20 protein-coding genes are annotated in these 23,941 nt (G+C 45.3%); 7 read left to right on the top strand and 13 right to left on the bottom strand.

Annotated elements, in window-relative coordinates; all coding sequences use genetic code 11:
* Positions 1-89 precede the first annotated feature (89 nt).
* Genes ACL934_RS19195 through galU form a run of 5 tightly spaced genes read right to left on the bottom strand, consistent with a single transcriptional unit; the run spans position 90 to position 5,953 of the window.
* The gene (locus ACL934_RS19195; RefSeq protein ID WP_374076284.1) at positions 90-1,232 is read right to left on the bottom strand and encodes an FAD-dependent oxidoreductase; all 1,143 of its coding nucleotides are present in this window, start codon (positions 1,230-1,232) and stop codon (positions 90-92) included.
* Positions 1,233-1,287: 55 nt separating this feature from the next.
* Positions 1,288-2,124, bottom strand: a complete 837-nt coding sequence (locus ACL934_RS19190) for a CFI-box-CTERM domain-containing protein (protein WP_374076282.1) — start codon at positions 2,122-2,124, stop codon at positions 1,288-1,290.
* A 45-nt stretch (positions 2,125-2,169) separates the two neighbouring features.
* Positions 2,170-4,209, bottom strand: a complete 2,040-nt coding sequence (priA, locus tag ACL934_RS19185; RefSeq protein ID WP_413612809.1) for a primosomal protein N' — start codon at positions 4,207-4,209, stop codon at positions 2,170-2,172.
* A complete protein-coding gene (locus ACL934_RS19180) occupies positions 4,206-5,060 on the bottom strand; it encodes a hypothetical protein (RefSeq protein WP_374076279.1) in 855 nt (284 codons plus the stop codon). The genes priA and ACL934_RS19180 overlap by 4 nt, the downstream gene beginning before the upstream one ends.
* 8 nt (positions 5,061-5,068) lie before the next feature.
* Complete coding sequence (gene galU, locus ACL934_RS19175) at positions 5,069-5,953, bottom strand: UTP--glucose-1-phosphate uridylyltransferase GalU (protein WP_374076277.1); 885 nt, start codon at positions 5,951-5,953, stop codon at positions 5,069-5,071.
* Positions 5,954-6,114: 161 nt separating this feature from the next.
* Here galU and ACL934_RS19170 point away from each other — a divergent pair, with 161 nt between their 5' ends.
* Positions 6,115-7,404, top strand: coding sequence for a hypothetical protein (locus ACL934_RS19170; RefSeq protein ID WP_374076275.1), 1,290 nt, complete (start codon positions 6,115-6,117; stop codon positions 7,402-7,404).
* Here the strand turns inward: ACL934_RS19170 and ACL934_RS19165 are convergent.
* The gene (locus ACL934_RS19165) at positions 7,401-8,507 is read right to left on the bottom strand and encodes a M23 family metallopeptidase (protein WP_374076273.1); all 1,107 of its coding nucleotides are present in this window, start codon (positions 8,505-8,507) and stop codon (positions 7,401-7,403) included. The genes ACL934_RS19170 and ACL934_RS19165 overlap by 4 nt on opposite strands.
* On the opposite strand from ACL934_RS19165, the gene ACL934_RS19160 reads away from it, so the two are divergent.
* From ACL934_RS19160 to ACL934_RS19150, 3 genes are all read left to right on the top strand, one after another.
* The gene (locus ACL934_RS19160) at positions 8,506-9,330 is read left to right on the top strand and encodes a hypothetical protein (RefSeq protein WP_413612808.1); all 825 of its coding nucleotides are present in this window, start codon (positions 8,506-8,508) and stop codon (positions 9,328-9,330) included. The genes ACL934_RS19165 and ACL934_RS19160 overlap by 2 nt on opposite strands.
* A 36-nt stretch (positions 9,331-9,366) precedes the next feature.
* Positions 9,367-9,495, top strand: a complete 129-nt coding sequence (locus ACL934_RS19155) for a hypothetical protein (protein WP_256461057.1) — start codon at positions 9,367-9,369, stop codon at positions 9,493-9,495.
* A 113-nt stretch (positions 9,496-9,608) separates the two neighbouring features.
* Positions 9,609-10,643 carry a hypothetical protein gene (locus tag ACL934_RS19150; protein ID WP_374076269.1) on the top strand — a complete coding sequence of 345 codons (1,035 nt, stop codon included), beginning with the start codon at positions 9,609-9,611 and terminating at the stop codon, positions 10,641-10,643.
* 9 nt (positions 10,644-10,652) lie between these two features.
* On the opposite strand, the gene ACL934_RS19145 is transcribed toward ACL934_RS19150, so the two are convergent.
* The 3 genes from ACL934_RS19145 to ACL934_RS19135 form a co-directional block, all read right to left on the bottom strand.
* Complete coding sequence (locus tag ACL934_RS19145) at positions 10,653-12,020, bottom strand: energy transducer TonB (protein WP_374076267.1); 1,368 nt, start codon at positions 12,018-12,020, stop codon at positions 10,653-10,655.
* Positions 12,021-12,143: 123 nt separating this feature from the next.
* A complete protein-coding gene (gene nagZ / locus ACL934_RS19140) occupies positions 12,144-13,256 on the bottom strand; it encodes a beta-N-acetylhexosaminidase (protein WP_374076265.1) in 1,113 nt (370 codons plus the stop codon).
* A 2-nt stretch (positions 13,257-13,258) separates the two neighbouring features.
* Positions 13,259-14,143, bottom strand: a complete 885-nt coding sequence (locus tag ACL934_RS19135; RefSeq protein WP_374076263.1) for a hypothetical protein — start codon at positions 14,141-14,143, stop codon at positions 13,259-13,261.
* 123 nt (positions 14,144-14,266) lie between these two features.
* On the opposite strand from ACL934_RS19135, the gene ACL934_RS19130 reads away from it, so the two are divergent.
* The 3 genes from ACL934_RS19130 to ACL934_RS19120 all read left to right on the top strand — a co-directional run bounded on the left by ACL934_RS19130 (position 14,267) and on the right by ACL934_RS19120 (position 19,088).
* Positions 14,267-16,528 carry a Tad domain-containing protein gene (locus ACL934_RS19130; protein WP_374076261.1) on the top strand — a complete coding sequence of 754 codons (2,262 nt, stop codon included), beginning with the start codon at positions 14,267-14,269 and terminating at the stop codon, positions 16,526-16,528.
* Between the two features lie 93 nt (positions 16,529-16,621).
* Positions 16,622-18,112 carry a hypothetical protein gene (locus ACL934_RS19125; RefSeq protein ID WP_374076259.1) on the top strand — a complete coding sequence of 497 codons (1,491 nt, stop codon included), beginning with the start codon at positions 16,622-16,624 and terminating at the stop codon, positions 18,110-18,112.
* A 10-nt stretch (positions 18,113-18,122) separates the two neighbouring features.
* A complete protein-coding gene (locus ACL934_RS19120; protein ID WP_374076258.1) occupies positions 18,123-19,088 on the top strand; it encodes a hypothetical protein in 966 nt (321 codons plus the stop codon).
* Between the two features lies 1 nt (position 19,089).
* Here the strand turns inward: ACL934_RS19120 and ACL934_RS19115 are convergent, their stop codons facing one another.
* From ACL934_RS19115 to ACL934_RS19100, 4 genes are all read right to left on the bottom strand, one after another.
* The gene (locus tag ACL934_RS19115) at positions 19,090-20,085 is read right to left on the bottom strand and encodes a sugar phosphate nucleotidyltransferase (protein ID WP_374076256.1); all 996 of its coding nucleotides are present in this window, start codon (positions 20,083-20,085) and stop codon (positions 19,090-19,092) included.
* Positions 20,082-21,116, bottom strand: a complete 1,035-nt coding sequence (locus ACL934_RS19110; protein WP_374076255.1) for an aminoglycoside phosphotransferase family protein — start codon at positions 21,114-21,116, stop codon at positions 20,082-20,084. Before ACL934_RS19110 ends, ACL934_RS19115 begins: the two co-directional genes overlap by 4 nt.
* Before the next feature lie 32 nt (positions 21,117-21,148).
* Positions 21,149-22,018, bottom strand: coding sequence for a hypothetical protein (locus ACL934_RS19105; protein ID WP_374076253.1), 870 nt, complete (start codon positions 22,016-22,018; stop codon positions 21,149-21,151).
* Positions 22,019-22,306: 288 nt separating this feature from the next.
* Complete coding sequence (locus ACL934_RS19100) at positions 22,307-23,863, bottom strand: sigma-54 interaction domain-containing protein (RefSeq protein ID WP_374076251.1); 1,557 nt, start codon at positions 23,861-23,863, stop codon at positions 22,307-22,309.
* Between the last annotated feature and the right edge of the window lie 78 nt (positions 23,864-23,941).

The raw sequence follows: 23,941 nt of genomic DNA, 5'->3' as shown, positions 1-23,941 counted from the left end.
AAAAGACAAAAAGTGGCGATACAGAATGAGTTATTGTGAGACAAAGTCCGAGAGCGAAAGGACTTCGCTCTCGTTATTTAAGAGGGAAACTAGGATAAAGCGTCTTGGAAAACTTCCTCTTGAGGAGCTGCGTGTGAACTTTGTTCTTCGACTTTAAATCCAAGAGAAGCTACGATCATCTCAGCTTGCAAGAGTGCGCCGACCAAGTTCTTTTGCTCATTCACTGTCGAAGAAGCAATCCAAAGATTCTCAAGTTCTGGCATTGTTAAGTTTGCGCTCAACTTGATGTCGCCATTTCCAGCGATGATGGGAGCAACAAAAATTCTTTCCGATTTCAATCCGTCCAATGCTTCAGGGTAAGCGCGTTTGATTTGACGTTTGATTTTTTTCAAAGCCATACCAACAACTTCACTGTCTTCAGTGACTTCTTGTTCAATGAAAGTCATCCATTGAGACGCCTGGAGCATTTGGCCTTCCACTTCAACAGTAGGAAGGAAGCGGCCCGCGCAAGGTCCGATTTCATCTTGAGTCGTGCCGTTAAGAATGTGCATCGCTGTGGAGTTCGTCACTTCTTTAGCGTGGCAGATATCCAAGCACAAAGCTGTCCAGTAAGTGTTCTTAGAAAGTTTCGCACGAGCGCGAACCGAGATCGCGTCTTCTGGTAACAGCACGCCAAGATCTTTCACCGTGCCTGCAAAAATGAAATTTTGAGCATGCACTGTTTTAGAACCGTTGATGGTGATGTGGGAAACCTTTTCGCCTTCTTGATGAAACTTCGTCACGTAAGAGCGTGGCATGAAGTCGCCTTTGAATTGCTCAAACAATGCTTGAGTCCATTGGAAAGGCTCCATAGCCAAGTCAATGCGCTTGCTAGAGGTGAAGTAAGCCAGCTCTTCGTAGAATGCGGGAGGTGTGTCGCCGAAACCTAAGAAAGTTTTAAAGCCGCCAGCTTCGTATGTGATAGGTGCTTCTTCAGAAATATCGGCAACAACTTTTGTGTTTAAGATATTCTCAAGAAAGCGCAGAGCTTTTTCAGACAAAACAGAATCCGGAACAAAACGAAGTCCGTTATTCAATGGACCTGTTGGGAAATTTACTTTTTTGTTCGCGCCAAACGGAACATCCGCCGCTTCAATAAGGGCAATGTTGTTTGTCTCACGGCTAAGTGCTGCCGCGATGCTAAGACCTGTTAAACCGCTTCCAATAATTGCATAGTCGTAGATATGAGCCATGCAAATACCTTCCCTCATAAGGGACGGGCTTTGCAAGCCTCAAAGACGCGAAACTTTAGCTAACGCATTTAATCAAAATGCGGAGAAGGGCTCTGACTGCGGGTTTGAACCGTGGATGCTTATCGAGTAAGCAAGCAATGTGAGGGGAAACCTTATAGTAAAGCGTGATAAACTTGCGACCCCCGGTAGAATTGCGAAGTGTAAAATCGCGGAATTCTCTCAGAGTTATGACTTCCATGGCGCGTGGATCTTCGAAAGCGGCCGTCGCGATAAAACAACGCGGTCTTTCTTTATCCGACATCTTCAAGAATTGCTTCACGATGTGTGGATTGCGGGCTGTTTTTTGGAAAGATTCAGCCTTACGAATAATATCCGGATAAATCGGCGTAAACTGTACAAAGACAGCCAATTGTTTTGCCGCGTTCATCATGCGGTCGGAATATTTTTCGTGAGTATCATAGATGCGTAAAAGATCCCAGTAAACGGAGGCGACAACGGTCAGCTCTGTTGTGCGGGCACTATCCTTGAACGCTTCGGGCTTAAGACGCTCACCTTTTTTAATATCGAAAACGATGTCTAAAATTTTTAAATACTTTTCGTAAGAGACAGCCGCTTCGGAATAAAGTTTTTGCGTCATGCACATGCGCGCTTTTTTGATTAGCATCACACGGCTTTTCCAAAGTTGCAGACGATGCTGTTCTTTGGCGCGCTCTTGTTGCATCAAGATGCCGCCACTGCTTGTCGCCAAAGTTCGGCGTAAATCAGAAATACAACCCGCACACACTTGAGGTGGCAAATTAGCTTCCCCTGCGGCCTGGAGTTTTCCAATTAAATCCGGGTCGACAGGATGGAGCTCAGTAACTTGTATTCCGCAGCGGGGACATTGAACCATTTAAATGGGCTTCCTTGATCTTCCCATTTTAGGAAAGTGCAGGAATTAAAGCAAACTCATTGGGTCAATATCGATCAAAATTTTAATTCCCGACGGAACCCACTCTTGATCGCCTAATAACTGTCTTGAAAAGGGATTTGCAGCAGAAACTTGGGTCGTTTTTATTAGAAGATGAAAGCGAAATTGCCCCCGTAGTTTCGAAAGAGGAGCCTCTGCAGGCCCTAAAATCTCTATGGAGTTGTATTGGGGAAATTGAGACTTCAAAGCATAAGCTCGTCTCGCTAAAAGTCCGGCGGTCTCTTCGACTTTTCCTAGATGAGTCCCTTGAATACGGAAGCTCACCAAACGTCCTACCGGTGGGTAGTGCAGTTGTGAGCGAATGTTTAATTCGTGTTGTGCGAAGCCTTCAAAGTCGTGGTTGCGAGCAAAAGTGATGCTGTCGTGCTCGACGTTGAAAGTCTGAATGATCACTAATCCGGGACTTTCACCCTCTTTGACGTGACGACCACTTCGCCCACTCATTTGCGTGATCAGTTGAAAACTTCTTTCGGTGGCGCGGAAGTCAGGAAGATTAAATCCAACATCGGCTAAAACAAGTCCCACCAATTTGAGTTTCGGAAAATCCAAACCCTTGGCAATCATCTGCGTGCCGACAAGAATATCAATTTCGCCACTTTCCATATTGGCGATAAGATCTTCCAGGTCTGCGCGACTTTGAATTTCATCACGATCCGCGCGCGCGATCTTTTTTTCAGGGAAAAGGCGTGCGAGATCTGTTTCGACAAGTTCCGTTCCTAAACCGATAGCTTGTAGTTCGCCCTCTTTGCAGTCAGGGCACTTGGTTTTGAAATTTTCATGATAATCACAGTAATGACAAATCAAGTGTGAATGCGCATGCAAGGTTAAAGAAATATCGCAGTTCGGACATTCACGCGTGTGACCGCAAGCCGGGCAAACAACCATCTGCGCGATGCCACGACGATTTAAAAATAAAGCCGCTTGATCTCCGCGTTCTAAAACTTCCCCCATGCGTTCATACAGTGCGGGGCTTAGCCAGAAGGGAAGATGAGAATATTTGTCGATGATTTTTTTCTTTTCTTCGTCGTCGGATTTTTGATGACGAAGGTCAATCACTTCGATGTCAGGCAAAGAACGATTGGCGACGCGATGACGAAGAGTGTGCAGTTGGTACTTTCCCTCCTGCGCATTTTTCCAAGATTCAAGACTTGGCGTTGCTGAGCCCAGAACGACAGGGCAGTTCATCAGCTTTCCCATCATCACGGCAGCATCACGACCATTGTATTTTAATTTTTCGTCTTGTTTGAAACTGGGCTCATGCTCTTCATCGACAATGATAAGACCTAAATCTTCGACAGGACAGAAAAGAGCCGAGCGCGCTCCAATCAAAATAGATTTTCTGCCTTCAACAATATCCCACCACTGATTGGTTCTTTCGCGGTCCGTGAGTTGCGAGTGCAGAGCTGCAATTTTATCACCGAAGCGACGGGCAAAACGTTGGATCAATTGTGGAGTCAGAGAAATCTCGGGAACAAGAACGATACCTCTTTTGCCTTCTTTCAGAACTTTATCCAGAAGACGCAAGTACACTTCTGTTTTTCCTGAACCCGTAACTCCAAATAGCAAGTGAGTAGCAAAGCCCGATTGCTTTGCGATGTCTTCGAAGCATTTTCTTTGCTCGTCAGTCAAATCAAGTGCGCTGTCACTTTCGAGCTGTGGAATCACCGGAGGTCTTTTGGATTGTCTTTGCTTATCCGTTTTACGCAAGGGAGGAAAGGCCGATTGAACAACCTGTCCAACGGGGTGAATATAGTATTGCGCCAGCCACTCCAACCATTTCATAAATGGTTCAGGAAGAGGTGCATATTCCTCATCAATGGAATCAATACTTTTAACTTCGAAATCAGGAACTTTGTCTGTGGGTCCTAGAACCAAGCCCTTCACTTTGCGACGTCCCAGCGGAACATTCACAAGTTGTCCGCGCTGAAGGGAATTCGCAAAGCTGTAAGTCAAAGCTTCTGGAAGAGGAGCGCCGACGGCCACTCTCCATAGCTGGCTAGAACTCATCGAAACCTCGTGTAGAACTCCGTGATAACGTCTTTGGCAGGAAGAGAATTAATTCCGTCCCATTTCAAATTGCTATCCAAAGAAGAAGGCTGAAACAAATTTACGGCCGTCTGTGGACGGGCAGAGGCGCTGATCAAACGGATGGTCACGGTGTTGTTGCCCCAACGAATTGTGCGTGCACGAGGATACGAAAGACCACGGGCAAATTGATTGTAGTTGTTGGCACTCATTTCAACTTGAGTTGGCAAACGTAATTTACGCACAACAAACTGATCTTGCTCAATCCAAATTCCCGGATAGTTCAACTCTTGATCAACAGGAGTTGCCATACCCAAAGCATAATTCACAACGCCGCCCGTGCGAGAATAGCGAACCCAAGATTCAGGTTCATTCTTAAAATCCGCACCTGTACGGCCCGCCGGTTTCTTTTGGAAAGCGCCAGCGGGAAGCATTTTTAGATGAGCCAGTGTGTTGGCAAAAATCTCTGGGTTTCTAAAATTCAAAAACTTTTCCAAGAAATCATCAGGGACTTTAGAGCTTGTGCGAGAGTTGTTGGTCATGCTCCACTTTTGGCCGCCGTTGTAGAGGTACTGAAGCTTAAAGCTGTTTTGCAAATCTTTGCCGCCAGTCACAGTGAGGCGCATCGTGCGGTCGCTATCGATCAACCAAGTTTCTTTGACCGCGACCATCTCTTCACCATTGGAAAACTGCACTTCTTGCTCGATGGCGTAAATGCCTGAGCCCGCGTTCTCTGAAGTTTTTTGCAAGATCGTACGAGTCGGAAGAATGTAGGCCGGTGCGAAGCTCGGCCCGCAAAGTACCGCGATCAAAGGAAGAAGAATCTTTTTCATAAGCTCTCCTAATTCAGGCGTTGAGCCAATTGTAGGATGTAGTTTTTCAAATCAGCGCCCAACTCTGGATTTTGCAGCGCCAATTCGATGTTGGCTTGCAAGTATCCGATCTTATCACCAGCATCATAGCGTTTCGCTGTAAATGTCATGGCATTAAGACCTTTGGATTGGCATAAAACCTTCATGCTGTCAGTGAGTTGAATCTCGCCATTCAGTGTAGGCTTTGCAGACTGCAAAATATCCATAATGCTGTTATCAAAAGCATAACGACCTGGTAGGGCCCAGCGACTTTTTGTCTCTGTCGGTTTTGGTTTTTCGATAAGCGACGTGACCTTAAAAAAGTTTTTAGAGCTTTCGTCGACTTCAGCAATACCATACTTAGAAACGTCTTTGTCATCGACCTTCATCACTGAAATTGTCGATGTGCCTGTTTCTTCAAACGAGTTTACTAGTTGAGAAGTGACGTTGGGCTCCCCGTGGAAGCCCATCGTGATTTCGTCACCCAGGAGAACCGCAAAAGGTTCTTTGCCAACAATAGGAAGACCGCAAAGAACTGCATGGCCTAAGCCCATTGCTTGTTTTTGGCGAATACTGATGATGTTGGCCTTTTCACGAATTTTCGTCACTCGTTCTAAAAGTTTTTCTTTGCCGTCTTTGGCAAGTTTGTCTTCAAGTTCGTAAGAAGTATCAAAAAAATCTTCGATAGCATGTTTACCGCGGCCAGCGATAAGCACGATGTCTTCAATTCCCGCTTGGACTGCTTCTTCGACCACGTACAGAATGATTGGAGCATCCACGATCGTGAGCATCTCTTTAGGAACTGTTTTTGTGGCAGGCAGGAAGCGGGTGCCTAGACCTGCGGCTGGGATGATAGCTTTTTTAATCTTCGACATCCCTAATAAATCTCAAACGTTTCACTCTAAGACAACAGATAACGATAGGGGCTATTGATTCCATGAGCTTTTCCTAGAGTGTTTCAGAGTGAGAAGATCTGTGGTTTTTTGTGAAACTGCCGAAAAGGAGTGTGATAGTCTAGTGTTTAGGGGAGTATTCCATGAAAGTACGTTTTAACAAGACGACATGGCGGGCCGCCAGTGGCATTATTGCCTCCTTTATTCTTGTCGTGTCGTTTCAAAACTGCGGGAAAGCCGGGTTTGATTCTGAGTTGGATAGTACTCTAGATGCGGGAACATCTGACGCAGCTTTAAGCGCCAAATATGGTGAAAGCACGGCCGCAAAGGTCAGCAGTATTCCTTTTGCCATCGATGCTGGATTTGACACAATCACTTACAATTCATGTGCTGAAACTCACCTTCGTAATAACAAGGCATTCACATCTCTCCAAGCAGGCGCGTACACAACGGCCGGTATTAAAATCAAAGATGAGTTCTTCGCTTACGCGGATTCAAATTTCAAACCTGTTTATCCAGAGACAGCTTTATCTTTAAACCAATACAAAGAATTTTTGGCGGACTCTCCGGCGAATGCGGGGGCCGTTGCAACGACAGCCATTCGTGTAAAAAACAGTCTGACAGATGTTTACACTACAAACAGCCAAGTGACTCTGTGGTCAGATATCGTTCCAATGGTAGGTAATCTGACAGATGCTTTGGTGATGGATGCCTTCTTAAAACAAGATGAATCAACAAAGGCTGTGCAAAAAGGCATTACGGCAAACTACTTCCCATTCTCTCCAGAACAACGTGTGATGGAGGCGAGTCTTAACTTTAATACAAGTGAAGAGTTATCAGAGGAATTCCGCAACATCTTTATGAGTTCCGGTATTCTTGCTTTGACATATATGCCTTCGAACGCGGAAGAAATTTATAAAGTGCGTTCTCCGAGCAGCGCTTATCCTGTGAAGTCGGCTTACGGTAAGGGTTACACAATGAGTTTCACTCCTTATCCAGACGGTTCTTCTGCTTCGACAAATCCAAATCGTGTTCTTGCACAGTTAGTTGAAACAGATCTTTCTTCTCCTGGTGTTGGAGCAAAAACTTGGAACTGCAATAGAATGTACAGAGTCATTCGCGCTCAAGATGCGGCTTCATTGTGCCCAAGCCACACTTACGCCGAAATCAAAAACAACCCAACAATTCGTACGGAGTTAAGCATCATGCGCCGTCAGTTGCGTGCGGATCAGTGGGATGTGAATGTGGCCCTAAGATGTGTTGTACCTAAAGGTGGTATCTCTTGTTATAAAGAGGAAAACCTTGCTGCAAAAGGTTTTGCGGAAGTTGAGTATGACGTTTCCAAAGAGTGTTTCCGTCCGAACGGCACTTACGGTGGCGCAATTCCAACAAGTAAGTGCATGCACTATGTAACTGTGTGTACTCGCGACTAGTTACTTGCCACGCGCTCTTCTAAGAAGCGCTCCATTTGTGGCGGATAAGATTTAATGTATTTGATAGGGTCGACCATTCGACCCTTTTTCTTTACTGCAAAGTGCAAGTGCGCTCTCGTGCAGTATCCGGTGCAACCAACTTCGGCGATCTTTTCTCCGGCAGACACTTTCAAACCTTGGCGAATTTTTTTATCAATGCGATGAAGATGATTGTATGCCGTCTCCATTCCGTTGGAGTGAAGAAGAACAATGTAGTTCCCCGCCGCTCGATTGTGACCGTAACGAACGACCGTGCCTTTGCGGGGGGCAAAGACGGGTTCTCCAATAGGCAACTCAAAGTCGATACCCAGATGTGGCTGCAAACGACCCGTGATCGGGTGCAGGCGGTTGGGCTTAAATCGGCTTGCAACCTTGATGTATTCGACAGGGGCAAAGAAAGGGCGATCTTCGATCAAATCTTGGGAGCTGAAAAAGACACCACCGTCTTTGTAGCGCACAAACTTTTTATGAACTGGTGAGCCATCGATGTCGAGCGAAGTCTGTATAACTTCTCCGTATTTTACAAACTGACCGGCTTCGTACTTTTTCTCAACTGTAAAAGAAAAGCGCGCCCCACGGGCTACGTCACGAGAGTTTGCCATATCAAAAACATAGGCGTCCATAAAGCGTGTTGCGACCCAGTTGCTGTTGATCTTCGCAAGGATACTTCCCAGCAAAGATCCATAAACACGGCCGTCCACTCGCGCATGCGTGATTTTGTATTGAGGCTGATAGGCTCCGGCTCGAACTGTTGAGCCTTTTTTGAAAATGCGGAAGGCGTCGGAAGTTTGCGAATCAAACATGCGAAGTTCGACCTCATCTCCAGAGCGTCGTACGAGATAACGTGTGTCCAGAGTTAAAAATAGAGTTCTAAGCCCTTTGTGAGAGGCAAGCACTTGCTCGCGCTGCTTCTCGGAAAATCCCTGTTGGCGAAGAATGGAAAGAAGGTTGTCGCCAAGACGAACAGGTTTTGCAGTAAAAGTGTTGGCTCCGGCCTGGACCGATTGGTAGGATGTGAATGCCAAAAGAAACGCACTCACGATACTTGCGAGGTGAAAAGTCATGCCCCATCCTTTGAGCTTAGTTAAAAAACTTCCTGTTTTTTTATTTGTTTATCTTATCGTGAATGCAGCCTCGGCCCAAGTTTATAATTCCTCGATCTCTGCAGCGACAGGAGGAACTGGACGTGCGGCGGTGGAATCAGGTGATGCTTCTTTTTTAAATCCATCCACTTTGGTGCACTTAAAAGGTCACTACTTTTTTTCTTCATTCGCTGAAGATGAATTTGCCATCACGTTAAGTGACAACTCTCCGGATAGTTTTCTGCCGGCGGCGTTGGGTTACGTGAATAAAAAATCTGATGTTGCACAAGGTGATCTTGAATTCTCGGACATCAATCTTTCCTTGGCAGAATTTTTTATGGATAAATGGGCCTTGGGAGTGACGGGACATTATTACGAGTTCAAGCTTCCGAATTCTTCGTATCGCCAAGTCAACGGAGACTTGGGTTTGATCTACACTCCGAAATCTCACATCGGGTGGGCTCTGGTGGTTTACAACATCATGGGCGAAAACAAAGACATTCCAGAAGCCATCCGTCCCAAAACAACGGTGGCCGGCGGATTTAACTACATCTACAAGGCCATGGTGCGATTTCGCGTGGATGCCACTTCGGAGTCCGTTTATATGGCGGGCTTAGAAACCTACCTAAACCAATTTATAATTACCCGCTTCGGATACTCCAACGATACCGACGATCAGCGGGAACTAATTACTGCGGGAGTGGGTTTTAAAGGCCCTAGATTCGCTTTAAACTACGCTTATCAGGGAAATCCACAAAACTCGGGAGATTACCGCCATTCGGTTGACTTGGAGATTCCGTTTTGATAACTAACTCATTCCGTTAAAAACTCAGGAGAGACCATGGCTTCTAAAACGAAAAAAACTGAATACATCCGCGAAAAGAAGAAATCTACTAGCGGTAAAAAGCGTAAAGCTGCTGTTCGCACTAAAGGCACTACTAAATCTGCGAAAGTTCTTTTCAAAGACTAATTGCCCATTAATTTTAAGTACTTAGATAAGCCTTTGGGGTCTCCCAAGGGCTTTTTCTATTCCCTGCACACCTTCTTAAGTCTTCATTTGAGAAATCCGATAAGTCTTTGCGTATGAAGACTTTCTTGATCGTATTTATTTTCTTCTCAATAGCCCATGCCAAAGAGTCGTGTTCAACGATCGATTATCGTGCTGAGTTGGGTCCCAATCGCGATCAAGGGGAGTTGAGCTGGTGTTTCGCATACACTTCGGCGGATTTGATTTCACAAAGAGTAAAGCAAAGAGTTTCGGCGACGGATATTGCGTCGACGTTTATTCTCTCGGACCCTTATCAGTTAGAAAGCATTCAAGATCCTGCGCTTAAAAATTATCTTCAAGAGAATCCTGATTTTTACAACCGTGTGTCCCAGCATCGCAAAGAAGCTGCGGGAAAATATGATCCTCAAAATATTCTCAAAGCGGGCGGGCTGACAGATACAGGTGGACAAGAAGATACGACCATTGTTCTCGCCAATGCGAAGGGCCTGTGCGCAGAAAAGAATTTTCCGTCGACAGAGTCGAATCAAAATCAGTTTCTAAAAAACGTCGCTAAAATGCACAGCCGAAAAAACAAAGCCTATCAGGACCAAAACAAGTGTCCTTTGTTCCGCCCTCAAGGAGACCTCACTTCGGCAATCGTAGATCCGATGTCGGTTGCGATGGTGGATGTTTACGAGACCGAGTTAGATAAAAAGTGTCAGCGCAAACCTTGGCCCGTTCCTTTGATTCCGGTGATGACGAAGTTTGGGGATACACTTGAAGAGTACGAAACGCGCATCAAAAAAGGTGAGATCACCAAAGATGAAGGTGCAAAAAAACTTTTCGCGACGATTGATTCCGCTTTAGAAAATGGTCGTATTTCCGCGATCGGCTATAGTGCCTACACGTTGATGCCGCCAGAGGGAGACGACAAACACGCCGATCACTCCAGCATTATTGCCGCTCGCAAAATGATTCAGGGAAAATGTCAGTATTTGATTCGTAATACGTGGGGGAGCGATTGTTCGACCTACTATCCTAAGTTTCGCAGTCGCTGTGAAAAAGGAAATGTCTGGATAACAAAAGAGGAACTCAAAGAGTCCCTCTATAGCGTTACTTATATGAAGTGATTTTTTGGATTAGCGACGGCTCACGCTTCTGCGGAGCAAACCACCGTCTTCTTGCATTCCACCTTTTAAGTCCCAACGGAATGGAAGTTCAACCCAACCTTCTTGACCTGGATAGAAGCGCCATTTTTTTAGAGCGGCCAAAGTTTTAGAGTCCAAATTTCTGAACCCTGTTGATTCCATCATGCGGAACTTCGTTGGATAACCTTCTTTGCTGATGTAAGCGATGAAGGCCACTTTACCTTGGTCACCACGACGACGCTCTTCGCGATCGTATTGAGGACGTGGGTTGCCAGGCATTTGGCGAAGTTGATCAAGACTGCGAACTCCTTGTGGCATTCCAGCAACTTGAGTTCCCGGTCCTTGAGATCCTGTGTTTCCAGCGCCGGCACCTTGTTTTGTACCAAGGCCGTTACCGGCTCCACCCATTCCCGCTCTTTTTGCGGCGGCTTCTCTAGCAGCAGCTTCGCGAGCAGCGGCTGCCGCGGCGGCTCTTTCTGAAGCCAAAGCAGAAGCGATTGTTTGTGCATTCTTCTTGCGAAGTGAATCTTGAGCCGCAGCCAAACGACTCGCTTCTTCTTTATTCATTTCATCAAGTGCATTCAGACTCTCATCTTGTTCGGATTCAAGAGCTGCTGCCATAGCGTCCATGGATTTTTTTTCGTTTTCCAGAGCCGCTCTTTTTGAGTTGTCGATATTTTCAAAGTCCTCATTAAAATCTTCGTTCATTTGCGAATGGACGTTGGCATTGGCGAGCTCACCCTGATCTAATTCAGGAGCTTCAATGTCATCAATCGTCATGGGAACAGCTTTAAAATTTGTTTTGGGAGCGATACTTCTTCCAGCTGTTTTTGCTACTCCAGCTTTGGGAGTTGCCTTCGCAGCCGATTTTGCAGGAGCTTTGGATTTTGCGGCAGCAGGTTTTGCTACAGCCGCCGCTTTCGGTGTGGCTTTAGGCTTCGCGACAACAACGTCATTCGGGCTTCCGGCCTCTTCAAGTTTTTCAACAACAGGTGTTTCAGCTTTAACTGGAGTTCCGCCTTGAGTCGGAGGTGTGCGAACACCGCGAGCCATTTTCATAGGTGGAGTGACGTCTTCGATCTCGATAGTGATAGTTTCAGTTTTTGCTTGTTCAACAAGAGGAACTGTCATCATCGCAATAAGCAAAATCGCAGCCGCATGCACGGCCGCTGAAACAGTCATGAATCTTGAAGTTTTACTTTGTTCGGGTTCACGATGAGCCATCAACCACACATCAAAATCGACAGCAGATGAGCCTTCGTCTTTTTTTGAAGGAGCAAAGTCAGCTTTGGGCATTTGAAAGTCAAAAAGACTCAACTGATCATTGCTATTTGACTTATTTTCCATATCAAAACCCATAAACACTCCTGTGATGTCAGGAAATGCATTATCAATTCCTGGGCCATCTAAGAGGGCCCTCAATTGCAGATGGGTTGGGGAGGGCCTGAACTTATTTCAGGCCTGTTCGGGCATTTGTCAGTCTTATTCTGGGAGGAGGCCTTCAGGCACTTGGCCATTGGCAATCGCCGAAGCGATTTTGAGATGATCTGGATGACCGACGATATTTACCACCTCTGACATTGGCAGTGGATCAGGTTGTGTGATCTTCGCTTTCTTAAGATCCAAGATGCGACGATAGCTGGCTTCAAGATCTGTTTTTTGCAAAGTACCTTGAGCTGTCGCACCCAAGACTGCTTCGAGAGCTTGCGGTGGAACCTCAGGATCGTTGCAGTAAAGCAGAAGATCAACGCCGGCTTTCAGAGCGCGAACAGGAACTTCTTCAATGCCATAATGTTTGGTCATGGCTTTCATTCCCAAATCGTCCGTCACAATCAAACCGCGATAGCGGCATTCGTCGCGAATAATTTTTTTGATGAAAGTCTCTGACAAAGTTACCGGCCAATCAGGGTCAATTTTCGGGAACTTAATATGGGAAGTCATCACCATATCAACACGGGCTTTAAATGTTTTTTTGAATGGAATCAACTCACAGGACTCCAAACGTTCCAAGTCGACATTTTCAACCGGAAGATCTTCGTGACTGTCGATGATCGTATTGCCATGTCCTGGAAAATGTTTTGCGCAAGTAAGAATGTCGGATTTGATATATCCGCGCACCAACGCAGAAGCATGTTTCGCAACCATTTCCGGGTCGGAACTGATCGAGCGGTCGCCAATCACAGTGTTAGCCGGATTCGTGAAAACATCCACGCACGGAGCGAAATCCAAATTGATACCCACAGCTTTTAACTCTTGCCCCATTCTGTTGGCGAAATGGAAAGAAACTGTCGGAGCATCAAGATCGCCCAGCTTGCGCAAAGGCGGCCATACCGTGAAAGGAGCCTTCAGGCGATGAACGCGTCCGCCTTCCATATCAATACCGATAAAAAGTGGCACTTTGTCGGCTTGCTTGTGACGAAGAGATTGAATTTCCGCACAGAGATCATGAACTTGTTTTGGATCTGCGACGTTACGTCCAAAAAGACAAACCCCACCAATATTGTTTTCAACGATGAATTTTTTTTCGTCAGCAGTGAGAGCATGTCCAGAGACGCCAATAAAAAAGTGCTGACCAATGATGTGGTTGATGCTCATGCTTAGTTTCCTTTACTATCCGCTTTTTCCGGTTGAGCTTTAAGAATAATACCTTGTCCCTGCGGCACGCCCATCTGTTTTGATGGTGCCGGAGCTTTCGATTCGGCCTCTTTGAGTTTTGCCGAACGAACCACCACGTTGGCTTGTCCTTCCGGTACTGAGCCGAACAAAGTTTTTAATAAAGTGCTGCTGTAGGGTTGATTGTTGGTGGCCTCAGAGGGGACACCGACAAGTTCTGTGGTGATTCCTTGGCCCATGGCGTTTGTACCTAACACCTCGCCGCGTTCATTCACGTAGCTTAAAAACTTAATGTCTTTAAATGTGTTAAGGATTTTAAAAGCTTTAAAGCCGTTGAAGGTTTCTTCTTTTCCAACCAGCGCTTGGCCTTTGTAGATGGCGGCATCTTCTTCGGCGATGGCTTGGTATTCGTAATTGGTTTCAGAGCGAAGTCCATCTTTACTTTTCAACATAAGATAGACAAGGAACGTAGATAAAAAAGTTCCTTTCGGAATCTTTCGTTCAATACGTTGAATTTTGCCATTGTTCTTTACGACAGCACTGAGATTTCCACCTTTGAACTTAGCATCGACGGTCTTACTGTCCTTGCCTGCGAGGGTCGTGTATTCGTAAGAGATCGGCGCTAATTCTGCATCGGCTATAGCCTTCAGACTCTCGGTGATTTCCGTTGGCCCTTTTCCGGTTTTTAAGAAGTACGTAGAAATAAACTGCTTCTTTTTACTGTCGAACTCATAACGGCTAATAACGTAGCCAATGTGTTGTTCTCCGGACAAAATTTTCGAATATCCCTCAAACAAAATATCGGCATGCGCGAACGTGGCGCCAAAAAGAAGAAGGGAGCTGATTGCGATAGAAAGGGCACGGACCATTGTCGAGGTTTCCTCCTGGGAACTATGTCCAAAAGTCTGTCATCTCACTATAGAACAAGTCAAAGTTTTAGAGGTCGAGTTGTTGCCTCAAGAGGCATCATACGAGAGAATGTGTAAACACAGATGTTAAACAAGCAAAGTACATTTATTCAGAATCTTAACAATCGCCAAGGGCAAGTCGCTCTTTTTGTGGCTTTGATATTTCAGATTCTGTTTCTTTTCTTTGCGATGGTTATTAACGTCGGTCTTTTAGTTCATCACAAAATCAATCTGCAAAACTCGGTGGATCTTGCTGCCTATTATGGAGCGATGAAACAAGCCGAGGGCATGAACGTTATTGCTCACACGAACTATCAGATTCGTCAAAGTTGGAAACTTCTAACGTGGCGTTATCGCATGTTGGGAAGTGCAGGGGACTTCGAAGAACATCCTTTTGATAAAAGAACCAGAGGTCTTAAAGGCAGTGATGAAGACGGGATCAACATGTCAGCGGAAGCTTTCTATAATGCCCCGGCATTTTGTATTACATACATTCCCTTTAAGCCGATGCCTCCAGAAGAGAATACGTGTAAATCATTAACTCAATTTAGCGGAATCTCTGTCTTCAAAGTTCCACCGGTTTTTATCGACTTACCTAACGTCAGCCGCTCGGTTCAAACACTTTCTCAAGTCATGAGAAGTAAAGCCTTTGAGCGTTGTCGTGACTTCGGATCTTTAAATTATAAAATCTTGGGTGGATTCGTTGTTGCTTACAATATTGATCAAGCCAGTCGTATGGAATTCATCACGCATCTAGCTCGCGCGATGAGTCCTGATGATCCGAAATCTGACTTCTATGATATCGACGGTAAAAGTGTTCGTGAGGGTATGAAGAATACCTTGTTCAATAATCTTACGTCGGCAAATTTGGAGTCGATGAAGAAGAGTGAAGACTTTGAGATCTACAACTCTTTGGGAGATCCAAGTTGTAATAAATCCGGGGCGCAATCAGGTGCGCCTCCGAAGTGGTTGGTGCCTATTAAGATTGCGCCAGGGTTTGTATATATAGATACCTTATGCGAGGGTTCCCGGGATAGAATTATTCCGCAAAAGAAAATGCTGCAAAAAGATAATAAGCCTGAGCACTACACACAAACTGCCTATATGTCAGCGATTGATCAGCTTGCAGAATTTATTCGGGTGGCCGCTCCTCCTTTGGAGAGTCCGTATAATTTTTCTGTAGGTGTTGAGAAAAATCCCTATTGCATGGCCTACGTGGGAGCTTCTGCGAAAACCAGTCCGAATATTCCGTTCTCTCCATTTGGTGCTGTGACGTTAAAAGCGCGCGCGTTTTATAAACCTTTCGGCGGAAGAATTGGTCCGTGGTATGGCAAAACGTGGAGATCCAAACAAGTTCCGAGCAAAGGTTCTGATCAGTTAAACCGAGCAAATAATCTGGATCCCAATCTCCCTCCACGAGTTGTTGACGTAGGAAACATTGGTGATCCTACAGATCCATCTAGAGCCGCCAACTACAGTCGTTTTGTCGGTGACCCCTGGGGGCTAAAAAGCCGACGGGTGCTCTTTCAATACGGACAAGCCATTTATAAAATGGATCCGGCTTGGCGTGGCGCGGGAGATTACACAGTGCCGTCGGACCCTGATGGAGTTTACTACGGAGACTCTGCACCGAACTTCAATCACTGGGACCATCTTCCATTTAACTTTTATCAAAAAGGTGATTCTCAAGATATCATGGCTTGGGATGGACAAATGAATCAGCCGTCGATGATGCGCGATCTTGAAATGAGCGCTGTTCTTCCTGATGCTTTTGATTTTGCTTATTACTCGATTCAACCCAACTTCTATCAAACATATTACAAACGTATTCGCGACGGTTTCCTCAAAGGACCGGGCGCAGGTTATTACACTCAAGGTCCTTCAGGTATTGGTCCTAGAGAATTCTTAGCAGACTTGGGAATTCATAAAGGCGGACCTAAAGTGGGTGGCGTGAACTATGATGAGTTCAGCGTGAAAGATCAATACACCGTCGTTAAGAACAGTAACCACATTAAGCAAATGGTCGATATTGACCAAAAGCTTACTTATATTTCCAAACAGTGGGAGCATGCTCTTACAGGTTGGGCGCCTTTGAGTTTGATGGATTATAGTTTAGACACTGGAAAACTAGGAAAGTGCAAAACTTATCCGATTGGAATTAACTCCGGCAATCCCAATGGCAACACCGAGTATCCAACATCAGGAAACTGCGCCATCGGTGGCTCTGTCGGCTATTCTGTGAAGCTTATTTCTTCTGATTATCTACGAAGCGAAATGCAAAATATCGGTGGCGAGGGTGTGAACGGAACCATTCTTAATCAGCCTCCTCCAGACGATGAATTCTAGTTTAATGCCACTCGAGTGTCTCATTCTGAGATGCAAAAATAATATTCAAGACCCGTCGACTTTTGTCCGAAAAGTGAGACATAGGGGAATCTTATGATTAGGGTCATTTCTAAACAACTCGTGCTGGCGTTGACTGTCTTATCTTTTTCCTTATCTCCTGCGCATGTTTACGCTGCTGATGGCGACACTCAACCTGAAGCAGGTGGCGGCGGAACTCCGACGGCTATAACGCCTAAGCCGCAAGATGCTGATAACGATAAAATGGGCGAGCAATTAGACTCAGACAAAAAGATTTCTGCCGCAAAAGCCAAGTTAGAGGCGGCCTATGCACAGGGAACATTGAATGGCGGTAAATTTCCTCAATACCAAACAATTGTTGCAGCTGAAAAAAAGTATATGGCAGATAAGCCTAATTGCGTTTCAAGACATAGTGGTGCAGCTAATGCCTGTTTGGAGCACTTAAGCCCAAATATTCTTACGGGAATCACAACTCTGAATACAATTCTATCTACACTAGGTGGAGCTGCAGTCAAAGATCAATGTAGTGGATTTGCGAATGCTATGGATATTGCGAAAGCGGCAATGACGGCTTACACAGCAGCTTGCGGAACAATGAAAGCAGGTTGTGGTCTTTCTTGCGTAAGCGCGAGAAAAGGTCTTGAAAGTATTCAAAAGGCAGTTTCATCAGATAAACCTATTTGTACATCCACCGACCCAGCTACGTTGACGGCATGTCAGAAGGCAGTGACTGAATATCAAACCGCTCAACAAGAAATGAATGTGGCGGCTAAAGAGGAGCTGAATCAAGCGGAAAAAAAATCAATGGCTGGCAAAGCATCGCTTTGTACAGATAAGTATGCGCAACTTCTAACTTCAGGTTTAGCGGGTATCGCATCTCTTTTAAACTCCATGAATCAAGGTAAAAAGTGCGAAGAAGAATCCAAAGGTTCCACCCCTGATGCAGTAGCAGACGTGTGTGCTGATCCAGCGAAAGCTAAAACAGAAGAATGTCTTTGTAAAAATCCGCAATCTCCAGAGTGTATCTGTTTTAAAAATCCAAGAACAGCGGGATGCTCAACGGGTATTGCCGGTCTTGGTGAAACTTCAACAGGCGGCCAAGTAGCAACAGGAGCGACTGATAAAACAAATGTCAGTGCATCTGGTGGCATTCCTAATTTGGGTGGCGGCCCAGGTGGTATGGAGTTGGGTGAAAGAAATCCAAGCAGCGCAGATGGAGCCGGTGCTCCGACGGGCGGTGGTGCTGGTGGAAGTCTTGGCGGAAGCAGTGGTGGCTCTGGCGGTGGTGCCGGTAAAGGTGAAGAGTCTGCTGGGAAAAAAGGTCTTGATACCAATATTCTTGGTGGTGCGGGCGGCGGCGGAGGCGGCGGCTCGTGGGGTTCTTATGGTGGTAGCGGCAGTTCAGAAAAATATCGCGCTTATCTTCCTGGTGGAGCCAAAGATCCAAACAAAGCAGGCGGACAAGCTGCGTGGACTAAAGAAGTTAGTGGACAAGGTGGCAAGTCGAATTGGGAAAAAATCAAAGATCGCTACCGTGATAATAGAAATACTTTGTTAAATAACTAAGGGGCTGACTATGACGAAGTCGATTATTAAATACACCATCGCTTTGCTAATGGCCTTCCAGCCTGGGATTTTATTTGCGGCAAACACAACAACGACCACAACCACTACGACAGGCGGTTCAAAGGGTGTCGAGACAAGTGGTAATGCGAACAATGGTTCTTCCGTTAAGCAAGGTGCCGATCAAACTGCAAGTGCCAACAAAGGTGCAGCCGGTCAGCAGGCTATTGCGGGTGCGATGATGTTTGCGATGTCTGCAGCAGCGGCAGCCAGTCAGAACTACGGGACAGCGGCGATGCTTGCGGGTTTGGGTATTCTTTCAATGCTTCAAAGTGGTCAGCACGGAAAAGCCGCCGGAGCAGCTGGTATGACGAGTGGTCAATCCAATGGTTACGGTGACAGTCCTTATGACTACGATACGGATATGAAAGACCCCAACAACCCAGTCAACAAAGATCCAAGTGTAAAGGCCTTAGGTTCTAACATTAAGAAACTTCAAGACGCCGGAATTGTTGATGCGAAGTTAGGAAAAATCACGACTCCGGATGGAAAGTCTTATAAACCTTCTGACTTTGCTTCACAGGGAGCAATGGCAGCCGCTGGTTTTTCAAGCGGTGCGATTGCTGGTGCGGTGGCAACTTATGAAGAAATTCAAAAGAGAGCTTCGGCTAAAGCAGAAAAATTGAAACTCGGCGCTATGACAGCAGCCAGTGGTTTTGATGAAGGCGGTGGCGGCGGAGGAGCTTCTTTGGGTGAATCGGCTGGCGAAGAATCTGTAGCTGCGACGGGCGTAGTGAGTACGGGCGCTGTTAGCCTCGAGCGTGATCCATCAAGTCTTGCGGGCATGCAGAAGAATTATAACGGTGAACCTATTGGTGTTGCCGCTGACAGTATCTTCTTGATGATGACTCGTCGATATAAAGTTAAGGAAAGCCAAGAGTCTTTCTATACAGACGCCGAACTGGCTTTGCAAAAATAATCTAAATGAATAATTTGTCTGAGGCTTCGGTGTTCGCAGGTACTGCGACGCCGGCGCCGACGATCACGTTTTTAAGATGCGAGTTCTCGCCGATCACACTTCCTTGTCCACTCACGAAAAGTCCTTCGATCTGAACATTCTTTTCAAGTTTTGTACTTTGTGAGGTGATGAGCTTTGCTGATCCCTTTTTTTCCACATGAACTGGTTCAGAGGCAAACTCTTTCAGAGTGGCTTGTAAAGCCTCTTTTTGGAAAGAGTTTTCCGAGTCAGCAAGATACCCGAAACATTTTTCCGAAGCTTCTAGAAAATCTTGAGGATTTCCAGTTTCAAACCATCCGCACTCAAATGGGAAGGCTTGAACAAGATCTCCCTTTTGAATTCCAGCAACTAAGGCGTCGTACAAAATATTCGATTCGCCAGTGGTTGGGATATAATCGAAAACTTTTTCGGAAAGAATCTGCACTCCGATAAAGTGCCATCCTTTTTTCGCTCCCGGAAGAGCTGTTTTTCCAAAACCAAGAACCTTGTTATTGGCGTCAGCCCAAACGCCACCAAACTGAGTTCCCACACGAGGATCATCCATCACCATGATTGTAGCCAAGGCACCGGAACGCTTGTGAAGCTGCAAAGCTTTTTTTAGGATTTGAGAATCTTTAGGCAGAATGACTTCATCGGCATTCATCATAACGAAATCACCGCCACCGATAAAGTGCTTGCGGGCATTTCCTAAACCACCGCCGCTTCCAAGAATTTGTCCTACTTCATCTGAGAAATGCAGACTTTGTGCTTTATGAGGAAGCCTGTGGAAAAGTTCGTGGATTTTTTGTGGCAGGTAGTATGTGTTAACAACGAGCTTATCTATTGCATTTCCGCGCAGAAAACTTAATGAATGAGCAGCCAACGGCACAGTTAGAAAAGGAATTGCTGGCTTAGGAAGAATCTCTGTATAGGGGCGAAGACGTGTGCCTTCACCCGCAGCCAGAAGCATGACATTCATAATGATTCGTACTTTCTTTCAAGGGCACCAGAGTCAATAAGAACATCAGCAAAAGTTTTATATTCAGGAAACTCGTTGATGGCTTTCATTACGCGGCGAAGAGTTCCAGAAAGATATTTTAAATAACGACGATCTTGTCGTTGATGATAGAAACTGGCAAAACTGCCACATGCTTTGAAACAGCGTTGGATGGATTGCAGTTCATATATGCGATCAAAATGCTCGCGGGAGAAATCTTTTGGAAGATACTCTTTGGATTTCTCAAGATAGTAATCGATAAGATTTTTTGCCATGGCATCATTCATATCGACATAAGAGTCACGCATAAGGCTGACAAGGTCGTACTGAATAGGTCCAAGTCGCGCATCTTGGAAGTCAATAACGCACATTTGATCCAATTTGATCATAAGGTTGCGTGAGTGATAATCGCGATGGGCAATACGCTTTGGCTCTTTATCCAGACGTGTGCAAATATCTGTGAAGATATCGGCAATTTCTTTATTCACAGCATCGTTGAATTGAAACTTAAGAATTCCAGAAATCAAATTGTCTTTTCCGTAGTTCATTTCCCACAGGAATTTTTCGGTATCAAATTTCATTTTAAAAGCTGTGCAGTCGGATTTATCCAAAGTAGCCGGGTGATGAATCTTCACGATTTCATCAATAGCCATTTGGTAGAACTCAACAGCCGCATCTTGATCCTGACGTTCCCAGAACTTTCTCTCCAAAGTCAGGTCGCCAAGATCTTCAAGAAGAACCAATCCTTCTTCAGGAGACATCGCAACGACTTTAGGAACGTGAACACCATTTTTTGCGAAGTGATTAAGGACACTCAGGAAAGGATAGTTTTCCGGTTGAAACGGTTCCCAACGCATAAGAACCCAGGATTGCTGATCCAGGACCACGCGATAGTAACGGCGGTTGGAAGCGTCTCCGGCCAAAGAAAATACTTTGTAAGCATTGGAGTTTAATGAACGGGTAAGAAACGGATTTAAATATTCATCATGAGTGACCATAAGAAAAATTCTCACAGACACTCATGTTATTTTCAAGGATTAAACTTTTAAGCGTCGATCGGGGAGTCTTTCATAAAGAAGAGCTCCAAAACTTCCTTAAGACCTTGAGTTGTCAGTGGCGCACGGTCCACCTCGAAACAATTCACAGAAAGCTCATCGACTAAGTTTGAATTGAGAGCCGATTTTCCTAACTCATCAAGGTTTTTAAGAGAGCTTGTAATAAGCAATGGTTCATCAGCAGAGCGTTCTTCTGCAATGTAATCCATTAGAAGCTCTTGCTCAGCCGCATTGAGGCTTTCAACATTCTCCACGAAAATTGTCATTGCACCCATTTTTGCAATGTCTTGAGAGGAATGAAGCTGTCCTTTGATGTCATTAAACGGGACAAAAGCCCAACGACTTGTCAGTTCATGAAGTTGCAAAGCGACTTTTTTGTTGGTGTTTTCAGAGCGCCCTTCAAGGTGGATAAGATTTGAAATCAAATCCGCAGTTGGACTTTCGTTGAGTTGCTCTAAGTTGTCATTCAGAATGTCGTCGATAGAAGGAAGTGGTTCTTCACCGAACAAACGAACATTGTCCAAAGTAAGCTGAGCTTTATTGAGCTCAACCAAGTTGGCTTCTTTTTGATCGAGATACCATTTATACATCGCAGGTTCTAAAACCATGCGCACGAGTTGTGTGACCCCTTGGCGTTTTTCTGCGTTGAGATCATCCGCAGACGGAACCACCGCGGTCCCCAAAACCGATCCATTCACACGAATCGGAATATGAAGGTCACGCCCCCGCGTGAACACTTCATCCACAGAGCCAAGCTCTGCCAAATCCATCAATTGACGGATCTGTAAACCCTTCCCATAGCGGCTGGCGAGAATTTGCTTCAATCGATTAACGAATGAGCTGTCCAATGTTGTCTGCATAAACCACGTATCCCCTTACACAGAGACCCTTAATACAAGAGTGGTGCCAAGATTTGTCGCTTTTTGAATTATCACGTGATTTAAATGATTTAAGACGGCTACCTGTGTAAAAATTGATCTATTCTGGACCCCATAAAAAGCCTCTAAGTTTCGATCATGTCAGTAATTTCTTCAGAAGGTACCTGCTTCCCTCCGTGATGAAAAAGTACATAACTCAAAAAACAAAAGGCCCTGTGTTTCCACAGAGCCTTAAGATGTACCTAAATATGAACGATGGGAAGCAGGTACCTAGCGAGCCAGCTTACGCTTATCAAGACCGTATTTTTCAACTTTCATGATAAGACCTGCGCGGCTGATGCCAAGTTCTTTGGCAAGTTTCGATTTGTTCCAACCTGTGCGGCGAAGACCCTCGCGGATCATTTCGCGCTCGAGATCTTCCAAAGCGTCTTTCAACTTACCTTGCAAGCGAGAACCCTGAACTTTATTTTTCTCACCAGCTTCTAAAACTTTTGGAGAAAGAAGTTCTGCCATCAGTTTTGTTTCGTCGCCGGAAAGAACACAAAGTCTTTCGATCTCATTTTGCAATTCACGCACGTTACCTGGCCATGGATAGTCGTACAACTTTTCCAAAGCGCGTTTCGTGATTTGACGTTTTGCTCCACCTTGTTGATCGTGGATTTTATTCAAGAAGAAATCCACTAGGAATGGAATGTCTTCTTTTCTTTCACGAAGAGGCGGAACGCGGATATTGATAACATTCAAGCGGTAGTACAAGTCTTCACGGAACGTACCTTGCTCAACCATTTCCTTAAGGTTGCGGTTTGTCGCCGCTACGATACGCACGTCTACTTTTCTAGACTCTGTTGCGCCGACTGGCATGAAAGTACCTTCTTGCAATACGCGAAGAAGCTTCACTTGCATTTGTGGAGACGTATCCCCGATCTCATCCAGGAAGAAAGTTCCTTTATCAGCCATCTCGAAAAGACCTTTTTTATCTTTAAGAGCGCCAGTGAACGATCCCTTTACGTGACCGAAAAGCTCTGATTCCAAAAGGTTGTCATTGAACGCAGAACAGTTCTGGATAACGAAAGGTTTGTCTTTACGGTTGGAGTTGTAGTGGATTGATTTTGCAATCAACTCTTTACCAGTACCGTTTTCCCCTTGAACCAACACTGTTGAATCTGCACCCTTGATTTTATCAAGAAGAGCGTACAACGATTGCATTGGTTTTGATTTACCAATCATGTTGTCGTACTTGAAACGGTTGCCAAGTTCTTTATTCAATTCTTTGATGCGATCTTCACGAGAAGAAATTTCCAAGTGAAGAGTTACGATTTCTTGAGCCACAAGTTCGCAAAGCTCATTGAAGTGAGCGCGCTCTTGATCGTCCAAGAATTTCAATTTGCCCAAACATTTTTCAATCACTTCACCAGACATACCGAAAGCGGCTAAACGCTCACGGATTTCGCTCATGCGAGCAGTGAAGTTTGCTTCACGGAAGAAGCCCATCGCTACAACTGTGCCTACACAGTCATTTTCAATCATGATCGGGAATACACCCACATCAAAACCAACGATGTCCCACTTACGCAGACTGAAACGGTTTTGTGAAGTGCGAAGATCATCCAATGACTTCGTTACAAGCTCAGCAATGCTTGCTTGGCCTGCTTCTTTTTTTACGAGAGCGTTGATTGCCGGATTGCTGAATGTGACTTTATCAGAGTCATATCCTTTTAAAGTTCCGCGCTCGTCTGTGAATACAACGTCAATGTTCCACCACGCGCTGAGAATATGTTTGAGCTTGTTGATGACATGTATATGTTCAAACTCATCCCAATTAATCATAAATCAGTTCCTTTCAGTGAACGTAAAAGTGTCGATTCTTTTATCGTCAAGAAAGTAGACGAACTTTAGGAGAGTGTC

This window comes from Bdellovibrio sp. HCB-110, assembly GCF_047323225.1.
Taxonomy (GTDB): Bacteria; Bdellovibrionota; Bdellovibrionia; order Bdellovibrionales; family Bdellovibrionaceae; genus Bdellovibrio.
This window is presented reverse-complemented; position numbering and strand designations above follow the sequence as displayed.